The sequence below is a fragment of the Brevundimonas sp. genome, from assembly GCF_965278935.1.
Lineage (GTDB): Bacteria > Pseudomonadota > Alphaproteobacteria > Caulobacterales > Caulobacteraceae > Brevundimonas.
The window spans coordinates 2,452,853-2,478,339 of the sequence record NZ_OZ257124.1; the positions used below are offsets into that span (position 1 = coordinate 2,452,853).

20 protein-coding genes are annotated in these 25,487 nt (G+C 67.4%); 15 read left to right on the top strand and 5 right to left on the bottom strand.

Annotated features, from left to right (window positions below):
• Positions 1-31: 31 nt before the first annotated feature.
• The 9 genes from ACQY68_RS12355 to ACQY68_RS12395 all read left to right on the top strand — a co-directional run bounded on the left by ACQY68_RS12355 (position 32) and on the right by ACQY68_RS12395 (position 11,152).
• Positions 32-934 (top strand): SDR family NAD(P)-dependent oxidoreductase, encoded by a 903-nt coding sequence (locus ACQY68_RS12355; protein WP_428149726.1) that lies wholly within the window; start codon positions 32-34, stop codon positions 932-934.
• Positions 935-999: 65 nt separating this feature from the next.
• The gene (locus ACQY68_RS12360) at positions 1,000-2,466 is read left to right on the top strand and encodes a carotenoid oxygenase family protein (protein WP_428149727.1); all 1,467 of its coding nucleotides are present in this window, start codon (positions 1,000-1,002) and stop codon (positions 2,464-2,466) included.
• 25 nt (positions 2,467-2,491) lie between these two features.
• Positions 2,492-3,640 carry a thiolase family protein gene (locus ACQY68_RS12365; protein ID WP_428149728.1) on the top strand — a complete coding sequence of 383 codons (1,149 nt, stop codon included), beginning with the start codon at positions 2,492-2,494 and terminating at the stop codon, positions 3,638-3,640.
• Entirely contained in the window at positions 3,640-5,328 is a 1,689-nt protein-coding gene (locus ACQY68_RS12370) for an aldehyde dehydrogenase family protein (protein WP_428149729.1), read from the top strand. The genes ACQY68_RS12365 and ACQY68_RS12370 overlap by 1 nt, the downstream gene beginning before the upstream one ends.
• Positions 5,325-6,551, top strand: coding sequence for a thiolase family protein (locus ACQY68_RS12375; RefSeq protein ID WP_428149730.1), 1,227 nt, complete (start codon positions 5,325-5,327; stop codon positions 6,549-6,551). Before ACQY68_RS12370 ends, ACQY68_RS12375 begins: the two co-directional genes overlap by 4 nt.
• A complete protein-coding gene (locus ACQY68_RS12380) occupies positions 6,548-8,032 on the top strand; it encodes a class I adenylate-forming enzyme family protein (RefSeq protein WP_428149731.1) in 1,485 nt (494 codons plus the stop codon). Before ACQY68_RS12375 ends, ACQY68_RS12380 begins: the two co-directional genes overlap by 4 nt.
• Positions 8,029-9,744, top strand: a complete 1,716-nt coding sequence (locus tag ACQY68_RS12385) for a class I adenylate-forming enzyme family protein (protein ID WP_428149732.1) — start codon at positions 8,029-8,031, stop codon at positions 9,742-9,744. Before ACQY68_RS12380 ends, ACQY68_RS12385 begins: the two co-directional genes overlap by 4 nt.
• Complete coding sequence (locus tag ACQY68_RS12390) at positions 9,741-10,694, top strand: NAD(P)H-dependent flavin oxidoreductase (protein ID WP_428149733.1); 954 nt, start codon at positions 9,741-9,743, stop codon at positions 10,692-10,694. The genes ACQY68_RS12385 and ACQY68_RS12390 overlap by 4 nt, the downstream gene beginning before the upstream one ends.
• A complete protein-coding gene (locus ACQY68_RS12395) occupies positions 10,691-11,152 on the top strand; it encodes a PaaI family thioesterase (RefSeq protein ID WP_428149734.1) in 462 nt (153 codons plus the stop codon). The genes ACQY68_RS12390 and ACQY68_RS12395 overlap by 4 nt, the downstream gene beginning before the upstream one ends.
• A 194-nt stretch (positions 11,153-11,346) precedes the next feature.
• On the opposite strand, the gene ACQY68_RS12400 is transcribed toward ACQY68_RS12395, so the two are convergent.
• Together ACQY68_RS12400 and ACQY68_RS12405 are read right to left on the bottom strand one after the other, a co-directional pair.
• A complete protein-coding gene (locus ACQY68_RS12400) occupies positions 11,347-12,564 on the bottom strand; it encodes an acetyl-CoA acetyltransferase (RefSeq protein ID WP_428149735.1) in 1,218 nt (405 codons plus the stop codon).
• Between the two features lie 12 nt (positions 12,565-12,576).
• On the bottom strand, positions 12,577-14,100 hold the full coding sequence (locus ACQY68_RS12405) for a carotenoid oxygenase family protein (RefSeq protein WP_428149736.1): 1,524 nt from the start codon (positions 14,098-14,100) through the stop codon (positions 12,577-12,579).
• Positions 14,101-14,235: 135 nt separating this feature from the next.
• On the opposite strand from ACQY68_RS12405, the gene ACQY68_RS12410 reads away from it, so the two are divergent.
• Positions 14,236-15,423 (top strand): acyl-CoA dehydrogenase family protein, encoded by a 1,188-nt coding sequence (locus ACQY68_RS12410; protein ID WP_428149737.1) that lies wholly within the window; start codon positions 14,236-14,238, stop codon positions 15,421-15,423.
• An 85-nt stretch (positions 15,424-15,508) separates the two neighbouring features.
• On the opposite strand, the gene ACQY68_RS12415 is transcribed toward ACQY68_RS12410, so the two are convergent.
• Complete coding sequence (locus ACQY68_RS12415) at positions 15,509-17,836, bottom strand: TonB-dependent receptor (protein WP_428149738.1); 2,328 nt, start codon at positions 17,834-17,836, stop codon at positions 15,509-15,511.
• 356 nt (positions 17,837-18,192) lie between these two features.
• Here ACQY68_RS12415 and ACQY68_RS12420 point away from each other — a divergent pair, with 356 nt between their 5' ends.
• The 5 genes from ACQY68_RS12420 (at position 18,193) to ACQY68_RS12440 (ending at position 23,011) form a co-directional block, all read left to right on the top strand.
• Positions 18,193-19,551, top strand: coding sequence for a spinster family MFS transporter (locus ACQY68_RS12420; protein ID WP_428149739.1), 1,359 nt, complete (start codon positions 18,193-18,195; stop codon positions 19,549-19,551).
• Positions 19,548-21,179, top strand: coding sequence for an AMP-binding protein (locus tag ACQY68_RS12425; protein ID WP_428149740.1), 1,632 nt, complete (start codon positions 19,548-19,550; stop codon positions 21,177-21,179). Before ACQY68_RS12420 ends, ACQY68_RS12425 begins: the two co-directional genes overlap by 4 nt.
• Positions 21,180-21,210: 31 nt before the next feature.
• The gene (locus ACQY68_RS12430) at positions 21,211-22,149 is read left to right on the top strand and encodes a winged helix-turn-helix transcriptional regulator (protein WP_428149741.1); all 939 of its coding nucleotides are present in this window, start codon (positions 21,211-21,213) and stop codon (positions 22,147-22,149) included.
• Positions 22,150-22,244: 95 nt separating this feature from the next.
• A complete protein-coding gene (locus ACQY68_RS12435) occupies positions 22,245-22,646 on the top strand; it encodes a nuclear transport factor 2 family protein (protein WP_428149742.1) in 402 nt (133 codons plus the stop codon).
• Positions 22,643-23,011 carry a nuclear transport factor 2 family protein gene (locus ACQY68_RS12440; RefSeq protein WP_428149743.1) on the top strand — a complete coding sequence of 123 codons (369 nt, stop codon included), beginning with the start codon at positions 22,643-22,645 and terminating at the stop codon, positions 23,009-23,011. The genes ACQY68_RS12435 and ACQY68_RS12440 overlap by 4 nt, the downstream gene beginning before the upstream one ends.
• A 113-nt stretch (positions 23,012-23,124) precedes the next feature.
• On the opposite strand, the gene ACQY68_RS12445 is transcribed toward ACQY68_RS12440, so the two are convergent.
• Together ACQY68_RS12445 and ACQY68_RS12450 are read right to left on the bottom strand one after the other, a co-directional pair.
• The gene (locus ACQY68_RS12445) at positions 23,125-24,630 is read right to left on the bottom strand and encodes an AMP-binding protein (protein WP_428149744.1); all 1,506 of its coding nucleotides are present in this window, start codon (positions 24,628-24,630) and stop codon (positions 23,125-23,127) included.
• Positions 24,627-25,463, bottom strand: a complete 837-nt coding sequence (locus tag ACQY68_RS12450) for a DUF1295 domain-containing protein (protein WP_428149745.1) — start codon at positions 25,461-25,463, stop codon at positions 24,627-24,629. Before ACQY68_RS12450 ends, ACQY68_RS12445 begins: the two co-directional genes overlap by 4 nt.
• Between the last annotated feature and the right edge of the window lie 24 nt (positions 25,464-25,487).

The following is a 25,487-nucleotide window of genomic DNA, read 5'->3' on the forward strand; positions in this document are numbered from 1 at the left end:
CTTTTACGCAAGTCTGAGCGAAGGAGAGTTCATGATCGACCGATCGCTGGAGAACCGTGTTGTCATCGTCACGGGGGCGGGGCGCGGTTTGGGGCTGGCATACGCGCTGGACCTCGCGGCCCGCGGCGCGAGCGTGGTGGTGAACACTCGCCCCAGAGCGGCGGGCCAGCCGGCCTCGGCCGACGCGGTGGCGCAGCAGATCCGCGACCTGGGCGGCAAGGCCGTGGCCTGCGCCCTGGCGGTCGAACAGGACGGTGCAGGCGACCGGCTGCTGGAGGCGGCGCTGGAGGCGTTTGGCGGCATCGACGGCCTGATCAACAACGCCGGCGTGCCCGAAGCGATGAGCCTGCACAAACAGAGCGTCGAACAGGTGAGAGGCGTCTTCGACATCAACTTCTTCGGAACGCTGACCGCGACCCTGCCGATCTACCGGCACATGCGCGAACAGGGGGCGGGGCGGATCGTGATGACCACCTCGGCGGCGGGCCTGCACGGGGTCCACGGCATGGCGGCCTATTCGGCGTCGAAGGCGGCGGTGATCGGCCTGATGCGGGTCATTGCCCTGGAGGGGGCGTCGAAAGGCGTGCACGCCAACGCCATCGCCCCCTACGCCCTGACCGGCATGACCGAGAAATACGTCGACGACGCCACCGCCGCCGCCATGCCGGCCGAACTGGTCGCGCCGGTGGTCAGCTGGCTGGTCAGCGAGGGGTGTCAGCTAAACGGCGAAACCATCGTGGCCGGCGCCGGCAAGGTCCGCCCCGCCTGGCGCGTCGAAGGACCGGGGCTGGATTTCGGGCGCGACACGGACATCCCGCTCGAGCGGTTCGATGCCGCCCGCGAGACCCTGATGTCAGCCGAAACCTGGACCCGCCCCTACGACGGCAACACCGCCTTCGAAGAGTTCCTGGCCGCCACGCCTCCCAAAGCGTGAGACCTGACTTGCGTTAAGATACCACGCCGCGTAACTTGCCTTTCTGGATGTATGGAGCTTGAGCCATGGCCGACGACGCCGCCGTAGCCCGCAGGATTTCGACCGGCGAACTGACCGGCCTGAACACCCTGAACCCCTATCTGCAGGGCCTGTACGAGCCCGTGGCCGTCGAAACGACGGCGCTGGAGCTGACCGTCATCGGCGAGATCCCGAAGGACCTGCACGGATCGTTCGTCCGCAACGGTCCGAATCCACACGAGGCCCCGGAGGGGATGCACCACTGGTTCGACGGCGACGGCATGGTCCACGCCGTCTATTTCGAGAACGGCAAGGCCGAGTACCGCAACCGCTACATCGGCACCGACGACTACCGCGCCGAAACCGCCGGCAAGAGCATCGGCGCGGGCGGGGTCCTGATGCCGTCGTCGAAGTCGCGTCCGGATTCGACGCGCGGCGAGCTGGTCTACAAGGACACGGCCAACACCGACCTGGTCTTCCACAACGGCTCGCTGATGGCCCTGTGGTACATTTCCGGCAAGCCGGTCCGTGTGGATGCCCGCACGCTGGAAACCCTTGGCAACGAGACCTTCGGCGGCGCCCTGCCCCGCCACGTCTCGGCCCACGGCAAGGTCGATCCGCGCACCGGAGAGTTCTGCTTCTTCGACTACTCCCTGACCGAGCCGTGGATGACCTATGGGGTGGTGTCGAAGGACAACGTCCTGACCAACTTCCAGCGCGTCGACCTGCCCGGTCCGCGCCTGCCGCACGACATGGGTCTGACCGAGAACTACGTCATCCTGCACGACCTGCCGGTGGTCTTCACCGAGGGCGGGCTGCGCAATCACATGTGGCAGATCAAGGTCGCCGATCAGCCGGCCCGCTTCGGCGTCGCGCCCAAGACCGGCACGGGCGACCAGATCAAATGGTTCGAGACCGAGACCTGCTACATCTACCACGTCGTCAATGCCTGGGAGGATGGCGACGAGGTGGTCATGACCGCCTGCATGATGCAGCCGAACGGCTTCCCGCCGAACCCCGCCTATGGCCCCTATGCCTCGATGGTCAATGTGCTGGCGCTGAACGCCGTGCCGGTCGAGTGGCGGATGAACATGGTCACGGGCGAGGTGAAGAAGCGCCAGCTCGACGACCGCATCGGCGAGTTCCCGGTGATCAACCTCGACCATACCGGCGCGAAATCGAAGTGGTCCTACCATGTGTCGATGGCGCCCGAGGAACTGCAGCGGTTCGACGGCCTGCTGAAATACGATCTCGGCACGGGTCAGGCCCAGGAATACAAGTTCGCCAATGGCGTCGGCGGATCGGAGCCGGTCTTCGCCCCTCGCGTCGGCTCGACATCCGAAGACGACGGCTATGTCGTGGTCTTCGCCACGGCGCCGGACGGGACGTCCGAGGTGCAGGTTCTGAACGCCCAGGACTTCGACAAGGGGCCGATCGCCCGCATCCCCCTGCCCGTCCGCGTGCCGGCCGGATTCCACGGAACCTGGGCGCCCGGCGACCAGATCGCCGCCTGAACCACGACCTCGGGGGAGTTAGCCTATGACCGCCTATATTCTGGACGCCGTGCGCACGCCGCGCGCCAAGGCTCGCCCCGATGGAGGCCTGGCCTCGATGAAACCGCACGAGCTGGTCGGCGGGCTGATCGATGCGCTCGACGCCCGGAACGACGGTGCCGCGCGCAAGGTCGACGCCCTGATCCTCGGCGCCGTCGGTCAGGTCGGAGCCCAGGGCGCGAACGTCGCCCTGGTGTCCAAGATGCATGCCGGACTGCCCGACGAGGCCTCTGCTTGGTCGATCAACAACTACTGCGTCTCAGGGCTGACCGCGATCGGACAGGCGACCCAGATGATCGATGCCGGAGGCGCCAAGACGGCCTTGGCTGGCGGCGTCGAGATGATGTCGCGCGTCCCCTTCATGGGCGACAAGGCCGACTACTACGAGGACGCCAGCTTCCCGCCGCGCACCCGCTACATCCCCGTCGTCGTCGCCGCCGACCGGCTGGCCGAGGATATCGGCGTCAGCCGCGAAGAGATGGACGCCGCGGCCCTGATCTCGCAGCAGAAGACGGCGGCCGCGGAAGGAACACCGCTGGTCAAGTCGCGCATCCCGCTGAACGGCCTCGACAGAGAAGAACCGGCCCGCGCCTCGACCACGGCCGAGAGCCTCGCCGCCATGCCCGCCGCCTTCGGGGCGCTCGGCGAACAGTATGCGGAGGCGCTGGAAGGCCGGGTCATCGACCACCGCCACACCGTCGCCCACGCTCCGCCGATGTGCGACGGCGCTGGCCTCGCCATCGTCACCGGAGAGGCCGCAGGCGCCCGTGCGAAGATCGTCGCCTATGCCGAGGCCGGCGGCGATCCGGCCGCTTCGCTGACGGCCGGCTTCACGGCCATGGACCGGGCGCTGGCCAAGGCCAACCTGACGCTCGACGACATGGACCGGATCGAGTTCATGGAGGCCTTCGCCGTCACCATCGTCAAGTTCATGCGCGAGCGGAAGGTCGATCCGGACAAGGTCAATGTCGGCGGCGGCCATATGGCCAAGGGCCACCCGATGGGCGCGACCGGCGCCATCCTGCTGTCATCGCTGCTCGACGCGCTGGACGCCTGCGAAGGCCGCTACGGCATCGTTGTGGCCCACGGGGCGCAGGGCGTCGGCTCGGCCATGATCGTAGAGCGGATGGGCTGATGGACGGATCGGCCACCAGTCTCGACGACCGTCGCAGGGCGCTCATCGCGCGCCATGCGCCGACGCTCGAAGCCGCCATCGATGCGGTCCAGACGCGCAAGAGCTGGAGCCCCTACAGCGACAGTCCCTCGACCAAGATCCACGGTCCCGACAAGCCGGGCGCGGGCAAGGCGGCCTTCGAGGCGCGACTGGGCGCGACGTTTGACCTGGACCAGCCCGGCGTCGTGGGCGAAGTCGGCGAGGAGGTCTCGCCCTTCACGCAACAGCCGCTCGGCATCCGCTATCCGAAGAGCGATCCGGAAGCCTTGGTCGCCGCCGCCGTCAGCGCCATGGGCGACTGGCGCGAGGCCGATTTCGAACTGCGCATCGCCCTGTGTCTGGAGATGGCGGCGCGGCTGTACGACCGTAACTTCGAAATGGCCCATTCGGTCATGCACGTCGCCGGTCAGAGCTATACCCAGGCGTTCAGCGGGTCCGGCCCCAATGCCTTGGATCGCGGCGTCGAAGCCCTCGCCTATGCCGCCAAGGCGATGCGGGACGTAGCGCCGACGGCGACCTGGCGCCGCAACTTCGCCGGCGAAGCGGTAGCGCTTGAGAAGACCTATGTGCTGGTCCCGCGCGGGGTCGGGTTGGTCATCTGCTGCGCCTCCTTCCCGACGTGGAACGCCTATCCGGCCATGTTTGCCAGCCTCGCCACCGGGAACCCGGTTATCGTCAAGCCGCATCCGATCGCCATCCTGCCCATGGCCATCGTCGTCGAGACCTGCCGCGCCGTGCTGACCGAATTCGGCTTCGATCCGAACCTCGTGACCCTCACCGTCGACACGCTCGCCGAACCGGTCGCGCAGGGTCTCGTCGATCACCCGCAGATCCAGATCATCGATTTCACCGGCAGCCCGCGCTACGGCGGCCATCTGGAACGCACCGTCGTCGGCAAACAGCTGTTCACCGAGACGGCCGGCGTGAACACCATCGTCATCGAGAGCGTCGCCGACCTCGACGCCGTCGCCCGCGCTGTCGCCCGTTCGTCCAGCCTGTTCTCGGCCCAGATGTGCACCAGCCCTCAGGTGATCTACATCGCGCCCGACCTGTACGAGCCGATGTCCGCCGCCATCGTCGAACAGATCGACGCCATCGCCGCCGACCCGGCCATGGCCGCCGGGATCATGGGCGCGATCCAGGGCGAGGTGTCGCTAAAGGTCGTCACCTACACGCAGGCCGCCGTCGCCGATCTGACGGGCGTGCGGACGCTCCGCGACCCCGCCCCCTACGCCCACCCGCATTTCCCCGACGCCCGCACGATGACGCCTCTGGTCATCGCGATCGAGGACGGCTCGCACGTCGATCTGTATGCGGAGGAACGGTTCGGCCCGGTCCTGTTCCTGGTCAGGAAGGACGCGGGCGCGGCGGTGATGGAGGCGACGGATCTGGCCCGGACCAAGGGCTCCATCTCCTCCTACCTCTATTCGACCGACGAGGAGTTCATCGACCGCGCCGCGCCCGCCTATGAGGCCGCCGGCGCCAATCTGTCGATCAATCTGACCGGGGCGATGTGGATCAATTTCGCCGCAGCCTATTCCGACTACCACGTCACCGGTCTGAACCCGGCGGGCAACGCCTGTCTGGCGGACCTCGCCTTCGTCGCCTCGCGCTTCCGCATCGTCCAGCGACGCAGACCGGCGGCGTGAACGGGGACGTCTTCATCGCCGGGATCTCCATGACCCGTTTCGGCAAGCGGCCGGACGACAGCGTCAAATCGCTGACCGCCGAGGCCGTGACGGCGGCCCTGTCCGACGCGGGCGCCGGAGTCAGCGACATCGAGACGGCCTGGTTCTCCAACACCCGCCAGCCGATGCTGGAGGGCCAGAATACGGTGCGCGGCCAGATCGCGCTTCGGCCGCTGGGCCTGACCGGCATCCCGGTCGTGAATGTCGAGAACGCCTGCGCCTCCGGCTCGACCGCCCTGCTGTCGGCGATCCAATGGATCAAGGCGGGCGCGGGCGACATCGCCCTGATCGTCGGGGTCGACAAGATGGTGTGGCCCGACCGGCCTGAGCGCGTCGCTGCGGCCTTCGCCGGCGGTACCGACATCCACGACCGAGAGGGCGTCGTCGCCTACATCCGGTCGATGGGCGGCGAGGACCCGGGCCCCGATCGCAGCCTGTTCATGGACCTCTACGCCGCCCAGGCGCGCGCCCATATGGCCCGCCACGGCACGACCCGGGAAGACTTCGCCCGCATCGCCGCCAAGAACCACACCGCCGGCGCCCTGAACGACCGCGCCCAGTACCGGACGCCGATGACCGTCGAACAGGTCCTGGCCGACAAGCCCGTCGTCTTCCCCTTCACCCGCGCCATGTGCGCGCCCGTCAGCGACGGCGCGGCGGCGGCGGTGGTCGTGTCGGCCAAGGGTCTGGCGCGGCTGGGAGGAACCTCCCGAGCCGTCCGCGTCCGAGGCTGCGCCCTCGTCAGCGCCAGCGAGCGCGCGGCCAACGACTTGGACAATCACATCGGCCGCCGTGCGGGGAGGCAGGCTTACGAACAGGCCGGTCTTGGCCCCGACGCCGTCGATGTCGCCGAGGTCCATGACGCCACCAGCTACGCCGAGGTGCAGCAGATCGAGAACCTCGGTCTCGCCGAATCGGGCACGGTCGGCACCCGCCTTCGTGCCGGCGACTTCGCCCTCGGCGGGCGGACACCGGTCAATCCCTCCGGCGGTCTGGTGTCCAAGGGCCATCCGGTCGGCGCCACCGGTATCGCCCAACTCTACGAACTGACCACCCAGCTGCGCGGCGAGGCCGGACCGCGTCAGGTCGAGGGCGCCCGCATCGCCGTGGCCGAGAACGGGGGCGGCTTTCTCGGCGTCGAGGAGGCGGCCACTGTCGTCACCGTGCTGGAGCGGGCGGCATGAACCCGATCCGCGTCCTCTACGACAACCTCGAGGCCAGGGCCGGTCGCCCTGCCCTGTTCGACGGCGACGTTGCCCTGACCCACGGCGTACTGATCGCCCTGGTCGAGGCTGCTGCGGGCGATCTCGCAGCGCGCGGCATCGGCCCCGGCGACCGGGTCGGCCTGTGCGCGCGCAACAGCTGGCGCCACGTCGTCGCCTACCTCGCCATCCTGCGCGCCAATGCCGTGTGGATGCCGCTGAACCCCCGGAACGGCTCCTGGCTGAACTCGGATTTCCAGGCGCGCGCGAACCCGGGCCTGACCCTGATCGACACAGCCTCGGTCGAGGCGGCGGGCGTCTCGCCCCGGCCCCTGCCGCTGGAAGCCTGGCTGGACGGCGTTAGCGCTGCGCCCCCGCCTCCGATCAGGGACGATCCGGACGCGCCGTTCGCGCTGAAGTTCACCGGCGGCTCGACCGGCGTGCCCAAGGGCGTGGTGCAGAGCCAGGCCAGCGGGGCGGCGGCGCTGCGGTCCATGTCGGCCTTCTACGGCTTCACCGCCGAGGACGTGAATCTCGCCGTCGCGCCCCTCACTCATGGATCGTCCCACTACATCCTGCCGGTGCTGGCGGCGGGGGGAGCGCACGTCCTGCTGGCCGAGCCCGACCGCGCCGCGATCCTCAGCGAACTGAAGACACGCGTGACCACCGTCTTCATGCCGCCGACCCTGATCGCCCTGCTCATGGGCGAGGCGGAGTTCCGGCCCGACGACCTCCCGCGCCTGCGCAACCTGACCTATTCCGCCGCGCCCATGTCGCCGGACAGGATCGCCCAGGCCATTCACCGGTTCGGCCCCGTGGTCTCGACCCTGTACGGCCAGACCGAGGCGCCCATGACCATCGCCGGCCTGTCACCGAAAGACATGAGCGATCCCGACCAGCGGGCCAGCGTCGGACGCCTGTTCCCAGATACGCCCGTGCGCCTGCTGACCGCCGACGGCGACCTGATCGAGCGCGGCGAGGGCGAGATCGTGGTCGGCGGCGACCTGACCCGCACCCGTTATCTGGACGCGCCGGAACTGACGGCGGCGTCTCGCCACGACGGCTGGCTGAAGACCGGCGATATCGGCCGGATCGGCGACGACGGCCTGCTGCACCTGATCGGCCGGTCGAAGGACCTGATCATCACCGGCGGCTACAACGTCTATCCGGGCGAGGTCGAGGCGGCGCTGAACCTGCACCCGTCCGTGCGCGAGGCCTGCGCCTTCGCCGAGCCCGACGACGTCTGGGGCGAGCGGCTGGAGGCAGCGGTTTCGGTCGCGCCGGACGCGGACGCCGCCGCCATCACCGCCTTCGTCCGGGAACAGATCGGCCCGGTCCGCACGCCCAAGCGGCTGCATCTGCTGAACGCCCTGCCCCGCAACCCTGTCGGCAAGGTGGTGCGAGACGACGTCCGCGCCCTCTGCCGCCAGACCCAATCCCGACCGCTGGAGACCGCCCGATGATCGTGATCCCCAAGGACCGCATCAAGGAGATGAAGTCGAAGGGCTGGTGGGGCGACGTCACCCTCGACGACCTGTTCAGGAAGCACCTCGCCGCCCATCCGGCCGCGGAGGCCCTGGTCGATCCCCTGAACGCCGCCGATGTCGTCGGGGGCCAGCCCGACCGACTGACCTGGCAGGAAACGGCTTACGCCGTCGACCGCCTGACCGCCGTCCTCGTCGCGCACGGCGTCCGCAAGGACCAGGTCGTCGTCATCCAGCTGCCCAACATCGCCGAACTGACCATCGCCTACCTGGCCTGTCTGCGTCTCGGCGTCATCGCCAGCCCGGCGCCGGCCCAGTACCGCGAGAGCGAGCTCGCCTATATCATCGACAAGACCGACGCGGTCGCCGCGATCACGGCCGACCGGATCGGGAAACAGCAGCACGGCGAGATGATCGTCGCCCTGAAGGCCCGCTGCCCCAGCCTGAAGACCGTCTTCGTGCTGGGCGAGACCTGCCCGGCGGGTGCGCTCGATCTCGAGCCCCTGATGGACGGGGTTACGGGCAAGCAGCATCGTGCGGCGCAGAAGGCGGCGAAGGACGCCCGCATCACCGCCGACGACATCGTCACCATCTGCTGGACCTCCGGCACCGAGGCCCAGCCCAAGGGCGTGCCCCGCAGCCACAACGAATGGATCATCATGGGCGCCGGCGTCATCGACGCGGCCGACCTCGATCCCGGCGCACGGCTGCTGAACCCGTTCCCGATGGTGAACATGGCCGGCATCTCGACCGCCTTCGTCGGCTGGCTTCTGCTGGGCGGGGTCCTGATCCAGCACCAGCCGTTCGACCTGCCGATCCTGCTCAAGCAGATCCGCGAGGAGAGGATCGACTACACGGTCGCCCCTCCCGCCGTCCTGAATCTGCTCCTGCAGAACGAGGCCCTGCTGGAAGGCATCGACTTCAAGCGGCTGAAGTCCATCGGCTCGGGCTCGGCGCCCCTCTCGGAATGGATGGTGCGGACCTTCCACGAGAAGCACGGCGTCCAGATCGTGAACTATTTCGGCTCCAACGAAGGGGCCTCTTTCGTCAGCGCGATGAAGGATCTGCCCGTCGCCGCCGAGCGGGCCAGCCTGTTCCCCCGTTTGGGCGAAGGCTTCAAATGGAAGGCGGCTCTGCATGACCGCATCTTCACCCGACTGGTCGATCCGGAGACCGAACAGGAGATCGCCGAGACCGACAAACCCGGCGAACTGCGGGTCAAGGGCGCGACCATCTTCTCGGGTTACTGGCGCGCGCCGGAGATCAACGCCCGGGCCTTCGACGCCGACGGCTGGTTCCGCACCGGTGACCTGTTCGAACTGGCCGGCGACCGGCTCCAGTATCTCAAGTTCGTCGGCCGGCTGAAGGACATCGTCATCCGGGGCGGGATGAACATCTCGTCCGAGGAGATAGAGAACCACCTCGTCGCCCATCCGGCCATCGCCGAGGCCGCCGTCGTCGGCGCGCCCGACCAGAACCTCGGCGAACGCCTCGCCGCCTTCGTCGTCTGGCGTCCGGGCCAGACCGCGACGCTGGAAGAGATCAACCGCTTCCTGACCGCCGAGCGTCAGGTCGCCGTCTACAAGCAGATCGAACGGCTGGAGACGCTGGACGCCCTGCCCCGCAATCCGGTGGGCAAGGTGCTGAAACGCGACCTGCGCGCCGTCTTCAACGAGACCGTACCCGCATGACCGCCGCCTTCGACACGCTTCGCCTGCCCGTCTTCTCCGCCCCCATGTTCCTGGTCTCCGGGCCCGACATGGTCATCGCGTCCTGCAAGGCCGGGATCGGCGGGGCCTTCCCGACCACCAACTGCCGCACGGTCGAGGACCTCGACGCCTGGATGGCCCAAATCACCGGCGCGCTGAACCCCGGCGACGCCCCGTGGATCGCCAACCTGATCACCCATTCGACCAATGCGCGCCTGCCTGAGGACCTGCGTCTCGTCGCGAAATACAAGCCGCCGGTCGTGATCACCGCGCTCGGTTCGCCAAAGCCGGTGATGGAGACGGTCAACTCCTATGGCGGTCTGGTCTTCGCCGACGTCATCTCGATGACCCTGGCGAAGAAGGCCGCGGCGGCCGGCGTCGACGGTCTGGCCTGCGTCAGCGCGGGGGCGGGCGGGCACACCGGCCACCTGTCGCCGTTCGCCTTCATCTCGGCGGTGCGGGCGTTCTTCGACGGCTATATTGCGGTCGGCGGGGGCGTCGGGGACGGCGCCGGGATCGCGGGCGCGGTCGCTGCCGGCGCGGACTTCGTCTACATGGGCACCCGCTTCCTCGCGACCACCGAGAGCATGGCCCAGCCGGCCTACAAACAGATGGTCATCGACGCCGGCCCGGACGATCTGGTGGTGTCGGACTCGGTCACGGGCACGGCGGCTTCGTGGCTGAAGCCGTCGCTGAAGGCCGCCGGTCAGGACCCCGACAATCTGGGCGGACCGGCCGTTCGCGACTACGCCTCGGGCGGCGACACCAAGCGCTGGCGTGACATCTGGGCCGCCGGACAGGGCATCGAGTCGGTCAAGGCCGTGGAGCCGATCGCCGACGTCGTCGGTCAGCTGGAGCGGGAATACGTCGCCGCCGTCGAACGGTTCGAACGGAAGACGGCCAGGCACCCGGTCCTGCGCGGGGCGGCGTGAGCGAACCCGTCCGGTTCAATCTGGACCCCACCGTCGACGGGCTGGAGCTGGTGCGGCGCTGGATGGCGGCGGGCGACGGTGTCGGCGGCTTCCTGAAGCGGCTCGGCTCGCATCCGGTCGAAGCGCGCGAGGGGTTCGTGCGGGTGGCGCTGGACATCGATCCGGGCCACGCGAACTTCATCGGTCTGGTCCACGGCGGTGTGACGGCGGCCCTGATCGACATGGCTGGCGGGGCCGCGACGATGACCATCCTGAAGCCAGGCCAGACGCTGGTGACCACCGACCTGACGATGCGGTTCCTCAACGCCGCACCCAGCGACACGGCGCGACTGGAGGCTACAGGGACGGTCACTTATCGGGACGAGCGCAAGGCCGTGGTTGCGGCCGAGGTGGTGACCGATACGGGCGTGGTGGTGGCGCAGGGCGCGGTCGGGGTTGCGATCCGGGCGGCCCGCTGACTTTCTCCTTCCTGTCGCGCAGCGATGGGGAGGTGGCTCGGAGCGTAGCGAAGAGACGGAGGGGGCGACCGGGTTTCAACGAGCGAGCACCGATCGCCCTCACCGGAACCATCGTGTCGCCCCCTCCGTCTGCTCGCGAAGAGCTCGCCGCCCTCTCCCCATTCGCCAAACGGCGAACAGGGAGGCGACAGAAACTAGACCCCCACCACGAAACTGACCGTCGTCGTGGTCGACCCGCCGATGTTCAGCGTCTGCACGTTCCGCGCCCCCTCGACCTGATAGTCGCCGGCCGTGCCCGTGGTCTGTTTGAACGCATCGAGCGCCATCCGCACCCCGGTCGCACCGACGGGGTGGCCGCAGCCGATCAGGCCGCCCGAGGCGTTGATCGGCAGTTTCCCGCCCATCTCGATGTCGCCAGCCTCGACGGCTTTCCAGCTCTCGCCCGGAGCCGTCAGCCCAAGATGGTCGATGGCCATGTATTCGGTCATCGAGAAACAGTCGTGGGTCTCCACCGCGTCGATGCCGGACAGGTCGAGACCGGCGCGGGCGCGGGCGTCGTCGATGGCGCGCTTCACCTGCGGGAAGACGTAGTCCTTGCCCTGGCTGGCCTTGATCTTGCGGCCGTAGTCGATCGGCGCGCAGCGGTGGCCCCAGCCCTTGATGCGCGGGATGCTCTCCAGCGGGATGCCGCGCTTCTTCGCATATTCGGCGGCGCGCTCGGGCGAGGCCAGGATGATGGCGGCGGCGCCGTCGGTGACCTGGCCGCAGTCGGTCTTTCGCACCCGGCCCTCGATGACCGGATTGGCCTCGTCGTCGTCGGTGAAGCTGGCGTTGGAGAAGCTGTAGTTCCGCGTCTGGGCGTTCGGATTGCGCTTCGCGTTCTCGAAATTGATCTGCGAGATGCGGCGCAGATGGGTCTCGTCGATGCCGTAGCGGCGGTCGTACTCCTCGGTCAGGTCCGAGAAGGCGCGCGGCCACGCGTAGGTGGCGTCCAGATACTCGTGACCCGCCCAGGCGGCGGCGCCCAGATGCTCGGCCGCGGTCACGCCCGGCACGTTGCGCATCATCTCGAGGCCAAGGACCATGGCCGTGCCATAGCGGCCGCTTTCGATGTCGGCGGCGGCCGCCATGATGGCCAGGCTGCCCGAGGCGCAGGCGGCCTCGTGGCGCGACGCGGGCATGCCGGTGAACCGCTCGTCGGTCATGGCGAAGAAACCGCCCAGCATCCCCTGACCGGTGAACAGGTCGCCTACGAAGTTGCCGACATGGCCGACGTCGATGTCCTCGGGCTCCAGCCCCGTCTCGTGCAGGGCGCCGTTGACGGCCTCGCCGAAACCGTCGCCGATCTCCAGCCCTTCGCGGGCGTAGTTGCGCGCGAAGTCCGACTGCCAGCCGCCGAGGATGTAGGTCATGTCGCTCTGTCCTTACGCCGCAGCCAGCGCCGCTTTCGACGCCCGGATGGTCTCGCCCTGCTCCCAGGTCGCATGGGTGCCGCTGGAGATCCGGCCTGGCAGGATGATCCGCGCGACCGGACCGTCGGCGAGCTTCCGCGCATCATAGATGACGCATTCCGACCGGTCCTCGATCATGTCGGTGACATAGGTGACGAGGTAGCCGTCGTCCTCTTCGGTCGCCCCGACGCGCGGCGCGAAGCCCGGCTCGGACCCATAACGTTCCGGCCCAAAATCGATGGCCCAGCTCTCGAGCGTGTCCATGTCGTGCTTGACCAGGCCGGTGAACAGGAACCAGCCGGGCCTGGACACGGCCGAATAGGCGTAGCGGTATTTCACCCCGGCGAACTGGTTGTTGATGATGCCGAACTCCAGCACCCGGTCGTCCAGCCGTTGCTCTGTCGTCTCGCCGGTCGTCAGGTTGAAGCGCCAGCGGTGCAGCTTGGGCTCCAGCATGTTCTGATCGAGGAAGGTCATGATCCGCTCGTACTGCGGCCAGGCGTCCGGGCTGGTCTTGGGCACCGGGTTATCCTGGAAATAGCCGTCCATGACGACAGTGTCCCCGTCCTCCCACGCGTTCAGGAAGTGCAGCACATAGGTCGCATCGCTCTCGAACCAGCGGACGTCGTTCTCGCCGCCGAAGCGCGGGATCAGCCCGAAGCGGGACTTCATGTCCCCGTGGAAGCGAGCGACGTGGAAGCCCTTGGGCAGCAGGTCCTGCTCCCAGAACAGGGGGAAGTCGTTCAGGATCGACCAGTTCGTCGTGAAGGCCATGTCGTGCGGCAGGCGCGGACCCGGCAGCGGCACGGGCGTGATGTGCTTGAGCTGGTTGTCGGCGCCGACCACGCCGTAGTGCATGTAGGGCGCAGTCTTCGAATAGTTGAAGAACAGCAGCTCTCCGGTCTTCGGATCGACCTTCGGGTGGGCCGAAATGCCCTCCGGCGGGCACCATCCGTCCGTGCCCATGGGCTCCAGCGTATAGGGATCGATCCGGTAGGCCTCACCGCACTGGTAGAAGGTCGACAGAATGGCGCCGGCGTGGATGATCACGTCGGTCGAGGACGAATCCTTCAGCCCGCCATGCGCGCCCCAACCCGGCTTTTCCGACAAGGACGGATGTTCGGCCAGACCCGCCCAAAGGGCGCGCCCCGCCGCCTGTTCGGCCTCGAAGCCCGCCGTGCGGACGAAGCGGTTGCGATAGCTGGCCTTGCCGTCCTTGAAGCTGATGGCGTGCAGCATGCCGTCGCCGTCGAACGGATGATAGCGGCCCAGCGGCTGGTGGATCGGGTTCTCGGTGTTGCGGACGTAGACGCCGTCGATGTCGGCCGGGATCGCGCCGATCACCACCATGTCGTCGGCGCTATGTTCCTCATGCTGGGGCGTCCAGGCACCCTGCATATAGGGGTGCTCGCGGTCGGTCAGAGTCACCTTCAGCGGCGCCTGCGCCACGCCGTCTTTAAAGGTGGTGCGGGCCTCGCCCGTCTGTTCCAGTCCCATGGGTCGCTCCTCGTTCCGCCGGGCCGTTGCCCAGTGGGTTGCGTTAGAATACCATTCTTGCGGCGGAAGGCGAGAGGGGATTAGTATGAAAGTGAAAGCGACGCCGGATCCGCCGGCGCGACAGGGAAAACGACCATGGCCGATCACACGCCCCCCGCGCTGGATTTCGACGGCCTGAGGCCGCCCAGCCCCTTCATGACGCCCGCGCACGACGCCTGGCGGGCCAAACTGCGCGGCTTCGTCGACGGCTATATCGCCCCGCATCTGGACGAGTGGGACGCCGTCTCCGACTTCCCCGACAGCCTCTACAAGGACGCCGCGCGCGAGGGCATCAGCGGCATGGGCTTCCGCGAGGACCTGGGCGGCACGGGCGAGAACATCGACCTGTGGGACCGCATCATCTTCGCCGAGGAGTTCTTCCGCATGGGCTCCGGCGTGGTCTTCGCCGATCTGGCCACGCCCTGGATTGCCCTGCCGCCGATCATCAACGGCGGCACGCCCGAGATGCTGGACCGCGTCGCCCGGCCCGTGCTGGCCGGCGACAGGAAGATCGCCTTTGCCGTCACCGAGCCCGGCGGCGGGTCGGATGTCTCCGGCTTCACCACCACGGCCGAGCGCAAGGGGGACGTCTTCATCGTCAACGGCGGCAAGACCCTGATCTCGGGCGCCATGAAGGCCGACTATCTGCTGACGGCTGTGCGGACCGGCGGGCCCGGCATGGGCGGCCTGTCGATGCTGCTGATCGAGACCGATCGGCCGGGCGTCACGCGCGGCCCCCTGCCCGGCCTGCAATGGTACAATCGGAACAACGGCTGGCTGAACTTCGAGAACGTCGAAGTCCCCGTGACCAACCTCGTCGGCGTCGAGAACCGGGGCTTCGCCGGCCTCGCCAGCCAGTTCAACATCGAGCGGTTCTCCGGCATCGCCGCCACGCTCGCCATGACCCGCACCTGCGTCGCCGAGGCCATCGCCTTCGCCCGCGAACGCCAGACCTTCGGCAAGCGGCTGATCGACCATCAGGTGATGCGCCACAAGATCGTGGACATGGTCCAGCGCATCAAGGTCGCCTACGCCATGCTGGATATCCTGGTCTGGCGCTTTGGCCGCGGCGAGGTTCCGGTCGCGGATCTGGCCCTGCTGAAGGTGCAGGCCACGACGACCCTGGAGCACTGCGCCCGCGAAAGCCTGCAGGTCCTCGGTGGCCGGGCGTACACAGGCGGCAATCGCGTCGAACGCATCTACCGCGAGGCCCGCATCTTCGTCATCGGCGGCGGATCGGAAGAGATCCTGCGCGACCTGGCGGCGAAACAGATGGGGTTCTGACCTCTCCTCAAGCGTAAAAAAAGGCCCCGCTGCTTTCACAGCGGGGCCAGGTCGTCTCAGGTCAGGAAAACCCGGAAGACGCGGCTCAGAAGTTGCGCCGCAGGGTGACCCCGTAGGTACGGGGGTCGCCGAGGAAGGCCGAGTAGGATCCCGCCTGGAAGGTCGAGGGGATCACGCGGCGATAGTAGTCCTGGTCGAAGACGTTTCTCGCGAAGACGTCCAGTTGCCAGGCCTCGTTCGCATCCCGGAGGGAGAAGCGAACATTGGCGGTCGTGAACGAGGGCTGGATGCGGTTCGGATCGAACCCGCCGGTGAAGAACTCCGACGAATAGCGGGCATCCGCATAGGCCACCCCGGTCAGGCTGCCGCCGATCGGGAACTCCCAGGTGACCGAGGAGACGTTGACCCAGTCCGGCGACTGCTCCAGCTCCAGGCCCGAATACTGCCGGTTCAACACGTTCACCGGATAGTAGGCGTCGGTGTAGCTGAGACCGTTGGTCAGGGTCAGGCCCTCGGTCGGCTCCCAGGTGACTTCCAGCTCGGCACCCTTGGTGATGACCTCGGCCAGCGAGCGGACCACGAAGCTGACGCCGGTGAACTCGATCAGCTGGAAACCTTCGAACGTCTGGTGGAAGGCGGCGAAGTTGGCGCGCAGTGAGCGATTGAAGAACTCGCCTTTCAGGCCGAACTCGTAGGCGTCGACCGTCTCCTCGACGAAGGCCAGATCTGCGGCGTTCGGCGTGGCCGGGGTAGTGAAGCCGGCCCGGTCGAAGTTGTAGCCGCCCGACTTGTAGCCCCGCGAGTAGGACAGATAGGTGTTGAGCGACGGGCTGATCCGGTAGGCGATGTTGGCCGTCCCGGTCGTGGCCGTCTCGGTGCGCGAGTCGGTGTCGCCCGACGGGTTCAGACGCGTGTCCCAGAAGGGGGCGCAGAAACGGGTGATGCCGGGAGCGTCACTGGTGCGGACCGCGCTGTCGCAGGCCGGGTTGAAGTTCTCGCCCCGAAAGGCGATTTCCTTGTCGTTCTGGGTGTAGCGAAGACCGGCCGTAACGCTGAGCGCGTCGGTGACGTGGAAGACGTTGTGGGTGAACAGGGAGATGTCCTGTCCGCTCTGCTCGCCGATGCCCCGCGCGCCGTCGCCGGGCCTGAATGCCGCCAGGGTCGAGGCCTGGAAGGTCGCCGCGCCGCCGTAGATCAGCGGATAGTCGGCGCCCATGCGATAGGCGCTGTCGTTCAGCACCGTCTCGTCCGAGTAGAAGGCGCCGACCAGCCAGTCGAGACGGCCGGCGTCGCCCTGCAGGCGGATTTCCTGGGTGAAGACGTCGAATTTCTGGTGCAGGCCGTTGGGGGCGAAGAAGCCCAGGTCGGCGCCCGAGTGGTCGAAGTCCTGCGACCGGAACGCTTCCCAGCTGCGGAAGGCGGTAACCGAGTTCAGGGTCGCCCAGCCCATGTCCCACTCGCCCGAGGCGGACACGCCCATATCCTCGATGTCCTCCTGATTCCGGCGGACATTGTTCTTGGAGGCCTGACGGTCGAAGGCGTTGGTCGAGGTGTAGCCGATGCCGCCGCGCGCGGCCGCGAGCTGGTTGACCAGGTTGTAGGTCGGGCCCGCGATGGCGAGGATGGCGACGCAGCAGTTCTCGGCGCGGTTCGTATAGTCGGCCGAGAAGGTCCAGCTGACGTTCTCGGATTTGCGCCACAACAGCTTGGCCCGGACGAACTGGCGATCCAGATTGTCCAGCGTCTGGTTCGAGTTGGCGTCCTTGTAGAAGCCGTCGCGCAGCTCGTAGCTGCCTTCGATCCGCAGGGCGAGTTCATCGTCGACCAGAGGAATGTTCATCGCGCCGGACAGACGGCGATCGTTATAGTTGCCGTACTGGCCGGTGATGTTGCCGCTGAAGCCGTCGAAGTTCGGCTGCCTCGTCGTGACATTGATGATGCCGGACGACGTGTTGCGTCCGAACAGGGTGCCCTGGGGTCCGCGAAGCACCTCGATGCTCTGAAGGTCGCCGAGTTCGGACAGGGCGACGCCGGTGCGGGCCCGGATGACGCCGTCGATGATCACGCCGACGGAGGATTCCAGGCCGGGGTTGGTCGAGGTCGTACCCACGCCGCGAATACGGATGGAGGAATCGGCGCCGCCGCCGGGCGTCTGGAACTGGACGCTGGGGGCCAGGCTGGTCAGCTCTCGGATGTCCGTGACCCCGGAGTTTTCCAGCTGCTCGCCGCTCACGGCGGTGACGGCGACGGGCGCTTCGATCAGGCGCTGCTCGCGCCGCGTCGCGGTGACGATGATCTCATCGACCCGGGTCGCTTCCTGTTCCGCCAGAGCGGTCTGGGCGAAGGCCGGGGCCGCGGAGAAGGCCGCGGCGACGAGCAATGCGGATACGCTGACTGTGCCTCTGATATTCACGCCCAATCCTCCCATGAGCCCCCGTTAGCCGAGGTGCTTCTGCCGCCAATGTGTAACTGGCGAATTGAGACTGTCAAATAGCTTTTGTAATCAGACCGATTTGTGTGCTTCATTGTGAGCAAGCCGACACGCCCCAGCTACGCTTGGGTTGCGTCGCAGCCGACCAGACGAAGATCTGGCGGATATTCGGACAATAAGACGTTCGAACACAGGGAGTTGAGAGTGCATTACCGCCGTTCACCCAGCCTCGCGCCCGGACCGATCCTCACGGTCGCCGACGCGCCCGCGAAGAGAACTGACGGTCATCTCGCAACTGCGAAAGTGACTTTCATCTTGAGATTGAACGGGATCGCGGTATGAGCGCTGGTGAGGGTGTGACGGACATCGGACAACCGGCGACGCCGAGGATATGGCCGCATTCCGGATGGGCCTGGTTCGCGGTCGCGGCCCTGATGGTGGCCTACACGTCCAGCTTCATCGATCGCCAGATCCTGACCCTGCTGGTCCAGCCGATCCGCGCCGACCTGACCATCACCGACACCCAGTTCAGCCTGCTGGCCGGGATCGCCTTCTCCCTGTTCTACACCGTCATGGGCGTGCCCCTTGCGCGGCTGGCCGACCGGGGCAGCCGCCGCTGGATCATCTTCTGGGGCATCGTCGTCTGGAGCGTGATGACCGTGGCCTGCGGCCTGGCCAACAGCTTCTGGGCCCTGTTCGCCGCACGCATCGGCGTCGGCATCGGCGAGGCCGCCCTGTCGCCCGCCGCCTACTCCATGATCTCCGACTATTTCCCGCCACGTCAGCGCGCCCGGGCCCTGGCCGTCTATTCCATGGCCCCCTACATCGGCGCCGGTCTGGCCTTGATGATCGGCGGAGCGGTCATCGATGCGATCGCCCAGGCGGGCGCGATGCAGCTGCCCTTCGTCGGCGAACTGGCCCCCTGGCAACAGACCTTCGTCCTCGTCGGTGCGCCTGGCCTCCTGATCGCCGCCCTCTTCATCATCGTGCGCGAGCCCCCGCGTCACGGCGTGACGAAGTCGGGAGCCCAGGCCGGCGTCCTCAGATACATGTGGTCGCGCAAGTCGACCTTCTACGTCCTGATCATGGCCTTCTCGATCTTCGGCATGGCCGGCATCTCCTACCTTGCCTGGGCGCCGGCGGTCCTGATCCGCCAGCACGGCATGACCCCGGCCGAGGTCGGCTTCGCCTATGGCGCCGTGCTGCTGGCCGCCGCCACCCCGGGCGTTCTGGTCGGTGGCTGGCTGACCGACTGGTTCGCCAACAGGGGCAGGACCGATGCGCCGGTCCGGGTCGCCATCCTCGCCCTCGTCGCCAGCATCCCCTTCGCCATCGCCATGCCTTTGATGCCGACGGATGCGCTGGCCATCGCGGCGCTCGCCGGCTTCAGCTTCTTCGCCGGCGTCATGAACAGCCTGCCCGCCACCGCGCTGCAAGCCGTCGCGCCGAACCAGCTCAGAGCCCAGATCACCGCCATCTACTTCCTGATCGGCAACCTGATCTCCCTGGGCCTCGGCCCCACCATCGTGGCGGCGATCAGCGACAACCTGCTGGGCGGCGACCAGAGCATCGGCCTGTCGCTGGCCATCGTCAGCGGCGTGACCATCACCATCGCCGCCCTGCTTCTGACCCGCGCGCTCAAGCCCTTCCGCGCCAGCGTCGAGGAAGCCCGCGAATGGCAGGAGCCCGCCCGGTGAGCGACCCGCGCCTGTCCCTGCCCTGGTTCGACCCCGCGCCCCCCGGCGCCGAGGACTGCGTCATCCCCCGGCTGATCGAGCGCTGGGCCGCCGAGACGCCCGACACGGTCTTCATCCGCTTCGAGACCGGCGAGACCTGGACCTGGGCCGAGACCCGCCGTCGCGCCCTCTCCACCGCCGCCGCGCTTCAGGCGCGCGGCGTCAAGGGTGGAGACATCGTCGCCGCCTGGGCGCCGAACGGACCGGCCCTGCTACGCGCCTGGTTCGGCGCCAACTACGCCGGCGCGGCGCTCGCCCCCATCAACACCAGCTTCCGCGGCAAGCTACTGGAACACGCCGTCGGCAAGACCGGCGCCAAGGTGATGATCGTGCACCCCGACCTCGCGCCGCGCCTTGAGGGCCTGTCGCTGGGAGCCGCCGAACGGCTTATCCTGACCGGCCCGTCCGGCCCCCTGACCCTGCCCGTCGAGATCGAGCAGGTATCGGCCCTCGACGGCGATCCGGCGGCCTGTGTCCCCGTCCCGCAGTTCCCCTATGATCCGCCGGTCATCATCTTCACCTCCGGCACCACCGGCCCCTCCAAAGCGGTCGTCACCTCCTATGTGCAGGAGTGGACCACGGCCAAGGTGACCTACGGCTATATGGTCCAGTCCGACCGGATGCTGGTGAACCTGCCGATGTTCCACGTCGGCGGCATCGCGGCGATCACGGCGGCGGTGGCGTGCGGCGGCTCGGTCGCCCTGTTCGAGGCCTTCGACACCCGCCGGTTCTGGGACACGGTGCGCGAGACCGGATCGACGGTCTGCTCCGGCCTGATCGGCGCCCTCACCTCCTTCCTGATGAAGGAACCGCCGAAGCCCGACGACGCCGACAATCCCCTGCGAATGGTGACCCTGTCGCCGATCAACGAGGACACGGCCGCGCTCGGGAAACGGTTCGGCTTCGACTATCTGTCCGGCTTCAACATGACCGAGGTCTCGGGCCCGCTGATCAGCGCGGTCAATGATCCCGTCATGCGCTCCTGCGGTCGCGTTCGGGTGGGCATGGAGTGCCGCATCGTCGACGACCACGACAACGAGGTTCCGCACGGCCAGCCCGGCGAACTGGTGATCCGCTCCGACAATCCCTGGACCCTCTTCTCGGGCTATCTCGGCGATCCGGAGGCGACAGCGAAAGCCTGGCGTAACGGCTGGTTCCACACCGGCGACCTGATGTGGCGCGACATGGAGGGCTGCTTCTTCTTCGTCGACCGCAAGAAGGACGCCATCCGCCGGCGCGGCGAGAACATGTCCTCGCTAGAGATCGAGATGGAGGTCGTTGCCCACCCGGCCGTCCGCGAATGCGCCGCCTATGGCGTCGATCTGCCCGGCGGCGAACAGGAGGTCATGGTCGCCGTCGCCCCCGTCGACGGCGCCGGGATCGATCCGCGCGAACTGCTCGAATGGCTGATCCCGCGCATGACCCATTTCATGGTGCCCCGCTACGTCCGGGTCGAGACCGCCCTGCCCAAGACCCCGACCAACAAGGTCCAGAAGACCGGACTTCGGGACGAAGGGGTGACCGCCGCCACATTCGACCGGGAGGCGGCTGGACTGGTCGTTAGACGCCAGAAATTGACGGTTGCTTGATAAGACCTAACGGCGTCCCGTAAGAGGGGTAATGTCCCGCGTCGCGCCGAAAATCCGTCTGGTTCCAAAGAGCTCCGTCAACCGCGCCCTCAATGCCCTGGGCGACCGCTGGAGCCTTCTGGTGGTGCAGGAGGCCTTCCTCGGCGCCACACGGTTCGAGGAGTTCCACGCCCGTCTGGGGGGCGCCCGTTCGACCCTGTCCAGCCGTCTGGCGGCGCTGGAGCGCCACGGTATCCTGGTCAAGAAGCCCCATAAGGATGAGGGCGCGCGCATGGCCTATCACCTGACGCCGCGCGGTCTGGGCCTGTTCGATTCCATGATGCTCATGTGGGGCTGGGGCGTGCGCTGGGGCGTGACCGGCGGCCGGGCGCCGACCGTCTTTACCCACTCCGAATGCGGCAAGGCCATGCTGCCCGAGCTGCGCTGCGGCGGCTGCGGCGAGCCTCTGACGCTTCACACCTGCACCTTCACCCCCGGCCCCGGCGAGGGGATGGAGAAGCTGCCGGTCCAGCGCATGCATCGCCGCCGCCAGCCCAATGACGAGGCCCCGACCATCGAACTGGTCGATCTGCTCGGCGACCGCTGGACCGCCCTGGTGGTCAGCGTCCAGTATTTCGGCCTGCACAAGTTCGACGAGATCCAGAGCGTCCTCGGCATCGCATCCAACATCCTGACCGACCGGCTGCGGACGCTGGAGATGTCGGGCATCTTCGAACGCCGCCTCTACGAGATGACCCCGCCCCGCTACCAGTACCGGCTGACCACCAAGGGCCGGGACCTCTATCCCCACGCCCTGAGCATGATGACCTGGGCCGACACCCACCTGAAAGACCGGGCCGGGCCGCCGGTGAAGATCAAACATGTGTGCGGCGAATCGCTGAACCCGCAGGTCTGCTGCAGCGCCTGCAAGGGCCGTCTGACGCTGGAGACGGTGCTCATGAAGGCCGGACGGATCAAGCCTGTCGGCTGACGATCAGTCCGGGTTTGAAAGCCGGATTCTCGCGCTTGCATTAGCAGACTTATGGTCCTAGCGTTTCGGCAACGAAGAACTAGGGAGACGACGCCGTGGGTCAGAACATGCAGGTCGTGGAGGCCATGATGGCCGCCTGGAAGAAGCGCGACGTGGAGGGCTTCATCGCCACCCTCGCCGACGACATCGAATACCACTGGCACCCCACCAAACGTCCGGCCGTCGGCAAGGACAAGATGCGGAAATTCCTCTCCAACTACGAAGCCGGCTTCGACCAGCAGGAGTGGCGCGTCACCCATTCGGCCGAGAACGGCGAGGTCCTGTTCGTCGAGGGGATGGAGGTTCTGGTCGACCGCGCCTCGGGCGTGAAGATGAACAACCCCTTCGTCCAGGTCTTCCAGGTCCGCGACGGCCTGATCTACCGGATGCGCGACTACTACGACACGTCGCAGGTCCATGCTCCGGCAAAGCCCGAGACCCAGGCGGCGTCGGCGTGAGCACGCCGATCGAGCGTCTGCGGGCGCTGATGGTGGTGTCGGAGGCGCGCGACAAGCCCGCCTTCCTCGACTTCTTCGCCGACGAGGTCGAGTACCACTACCATGTCGGAACCCGGCCCCTGGTCGGGAAGGACTGGGTCGACAGGTTCATCACGAAATACTGGGCCAACCATTCGGCGACCAAGTGGACGCTCGTTAACTGGGCCGAGAACGGCGACAAGGTCCTGACCGAGGGACAGGAGGACTACGTCAACGCCGACGGCGTCAGCGTCTCCCACCCCTATATGGGCATCATCGAGTTCCGGGACGGCAAGATCGTCGCCTGGCGCGACTATTTCCAGATGAAGGACCCGGCGGCCACCTAAGGCTCCATGGTCATATTTGTAAGTTAAATCAGCATCTTGCGACAATAAAATGCAAGGTTGCATTCAGAGTTGGACTCGTTGGACTCGGTGTTCCCCGAGTCCAATCCGCGCCTCTAGACGCCTTGCATCCGCTCGGCCCGCAACGCCGACCGCCGCACCTTGCCCGCATCGTCACGCAGCCGTTCGGTCGTGACCTCCAGCGAGCGCGGCCGCTTGTAGGGCGCGATCCGCTCGGCGAGGAAGGCGTTCAGCCCCGCCTGATCCAGCCGCCCGTCCGCCGTCTCCACGATCGCGTGAACCCGCTGTCCGAAGTCGGGATCAGGCAGCCCCACCACCACGCTGCACTGGACGCCGGGGAAGCTGTCGATCGCGGCCTCGACCTCGGCCGGATAGACGTTAGCGCCGCCCGACACGATCATGTCCACCCGCCGGTCGGCCAGATACAACCAGCCGTCCTCGTCGACATATCCCATGTCGCCCAGGGTCTCGAACGTCCCGTTCGCCCGCGGCTCGGCGCCCAGATATTTGTACGTGCTCCCCTGCCCCCTGAGCGGCATGAAGTAGATCTCGCCGACCTCGCCCGGCGCGCAGACCTCGCCCGCCTCGTCCAGCACCTTCATCTCGTAGCCAGGCAGGACCTTGCCGACCGACCCCGGGTGATCCAGCCATTCGACCCCGCGAATGCCGGTCCCGCCCAAGGCCTCGGTCCCGGTGTAGATCTCCCAGACCGTCTCCGGCCCCACCCACTCGATCCATCTCTGCTTCAACCAGGGCGGACAGGCGGCGGCGATATGCATGACGGCGTCCAGCGACGACACGTCGTATTTCGCCTTCACCTCGTCGGGCAGGGACCAGATGCGGTGCATCATCGTCGGCACCTGGAACAGCCAGCTGACCCTGTATCGGTCGATCAGCCTGAGCGTCTCTTCCGCATCGAAGCGCGGCATCAGGACGATGTGCAGGCCCCAGCCCATGGCGAAGCAGGTCATGCCGAACGGCGCGGCGTGATACAGCGGCCCGGGGTTCAGCAGCACATCCTCGGGGATCATGCCGAGCAGCAGGACGTCGGGGTCGGCCATGGCCGGGGCCATGTCGACGATGACCTTGGGTCGCCCGGTCGAGCCGCCGCTGGCGATGGCCTTCAGATGTTTCGACACGATCTCCGGCAAGGGCGAAGGATCGGCCGACGCATCATAGGTCTCCGCCTCCGACAGGCGCGGCGTGTCGCCGGCCCTGGCCGCATCCTCGATCACGATCAGGCGCGGCTGCAGCAGCTTGAGGATGCCCGCCAGTTCGATCGCCGGCAGCTTGTGCGACAAGGGCGCCGGCGTCGCCCCCAACGCCCAGACCGCGAAGGCCATCTCCAGAAACGCCGGGCAATTCGGCAGGGCGATGGCGACGAAATCGCCCTCGACCACACCGGCCTTCGCCAGGGTCCGCGCCCGCCGGTTGACCCGTTCCGCCAGTTCCCGCCGCGTCAGGGTCTGACCTTCGAAGGTCAGGGCCGGACGGTCCGGGTCCCGCTCCGCATGGACGTTCAACAGGGATCCGACCGCCCGGGGCGCCGGCATGGCGACCCCCGGGGTGGACATCATGCGCGGCCGGGCGGGTCTGATCATGCGGCGGACTTCGGCTCCACGACGGCCGCCTTCTTCGGCGGCCAGGGGATCAGCGAACTGGTCCGAGCGATATAATCAGCATAGCCGGGCCGGTGATAGGTCAGCCGCTTCTCGTAGGACGGGCCGCCCGAATACTTGAGGAACAGGACCAGAAGCAGCAGCGGCCCGACGATCCCGAACAGGCCCAGCGTCGTCTCGGCGGCGATGCCGAACAGGCCGAACCAGGTGCACAGGTCGCCGAAATAGTTCGGGTGCCGCGTGTAGCGCCACAGCCCGCTGTCGAAGACCTTGCCCGCATTCGCCGGGTCCGCCTTGAACTTCACCAGCTGGTAATCCGCCAAGCTTTCGAAGCAGATGCCGAACACCACCAGAGCGGCGCAGGCCCAGCCCAGGGTCCCGACCTCCGCCGGCGTCGACGACAGCTGCCCCAGTTGCACCGGCAGGCTGGTGGCCCACAGGATCGGCGCCTGGGTCATGAAGACCATCCGCCACGAAGCCTTGCCGAAGCTCCAGCCCTTCCCCTCCATGGCCCGGTCCAACATCTTCACATAGCGCCTGTCCGGGCCGTGCGAGCGCCAGCGCCAGAGGATGTAGAGCCCCAGGCGCAGCCCCCAGACGCAGGTGAGGACGGTAATGAGCTGCATCCGCTCGGGCGCACCGTCGGCCATGAAGAAGGTCGTCACCGCCATCAGAGCCAGACCCAGCGCCCACCAGGCATCGACGAAGGACACGTCCTTGATCGCGCACCCGACCCGCCACAGGATGACGAAGGACGCCGCAGCGATCAGGAAGTTGATCCCGAGGATGCTCAGGATTTCGGTGATGGGCGGCATGGTGTGGTCTCCCCCTCGTGAGCG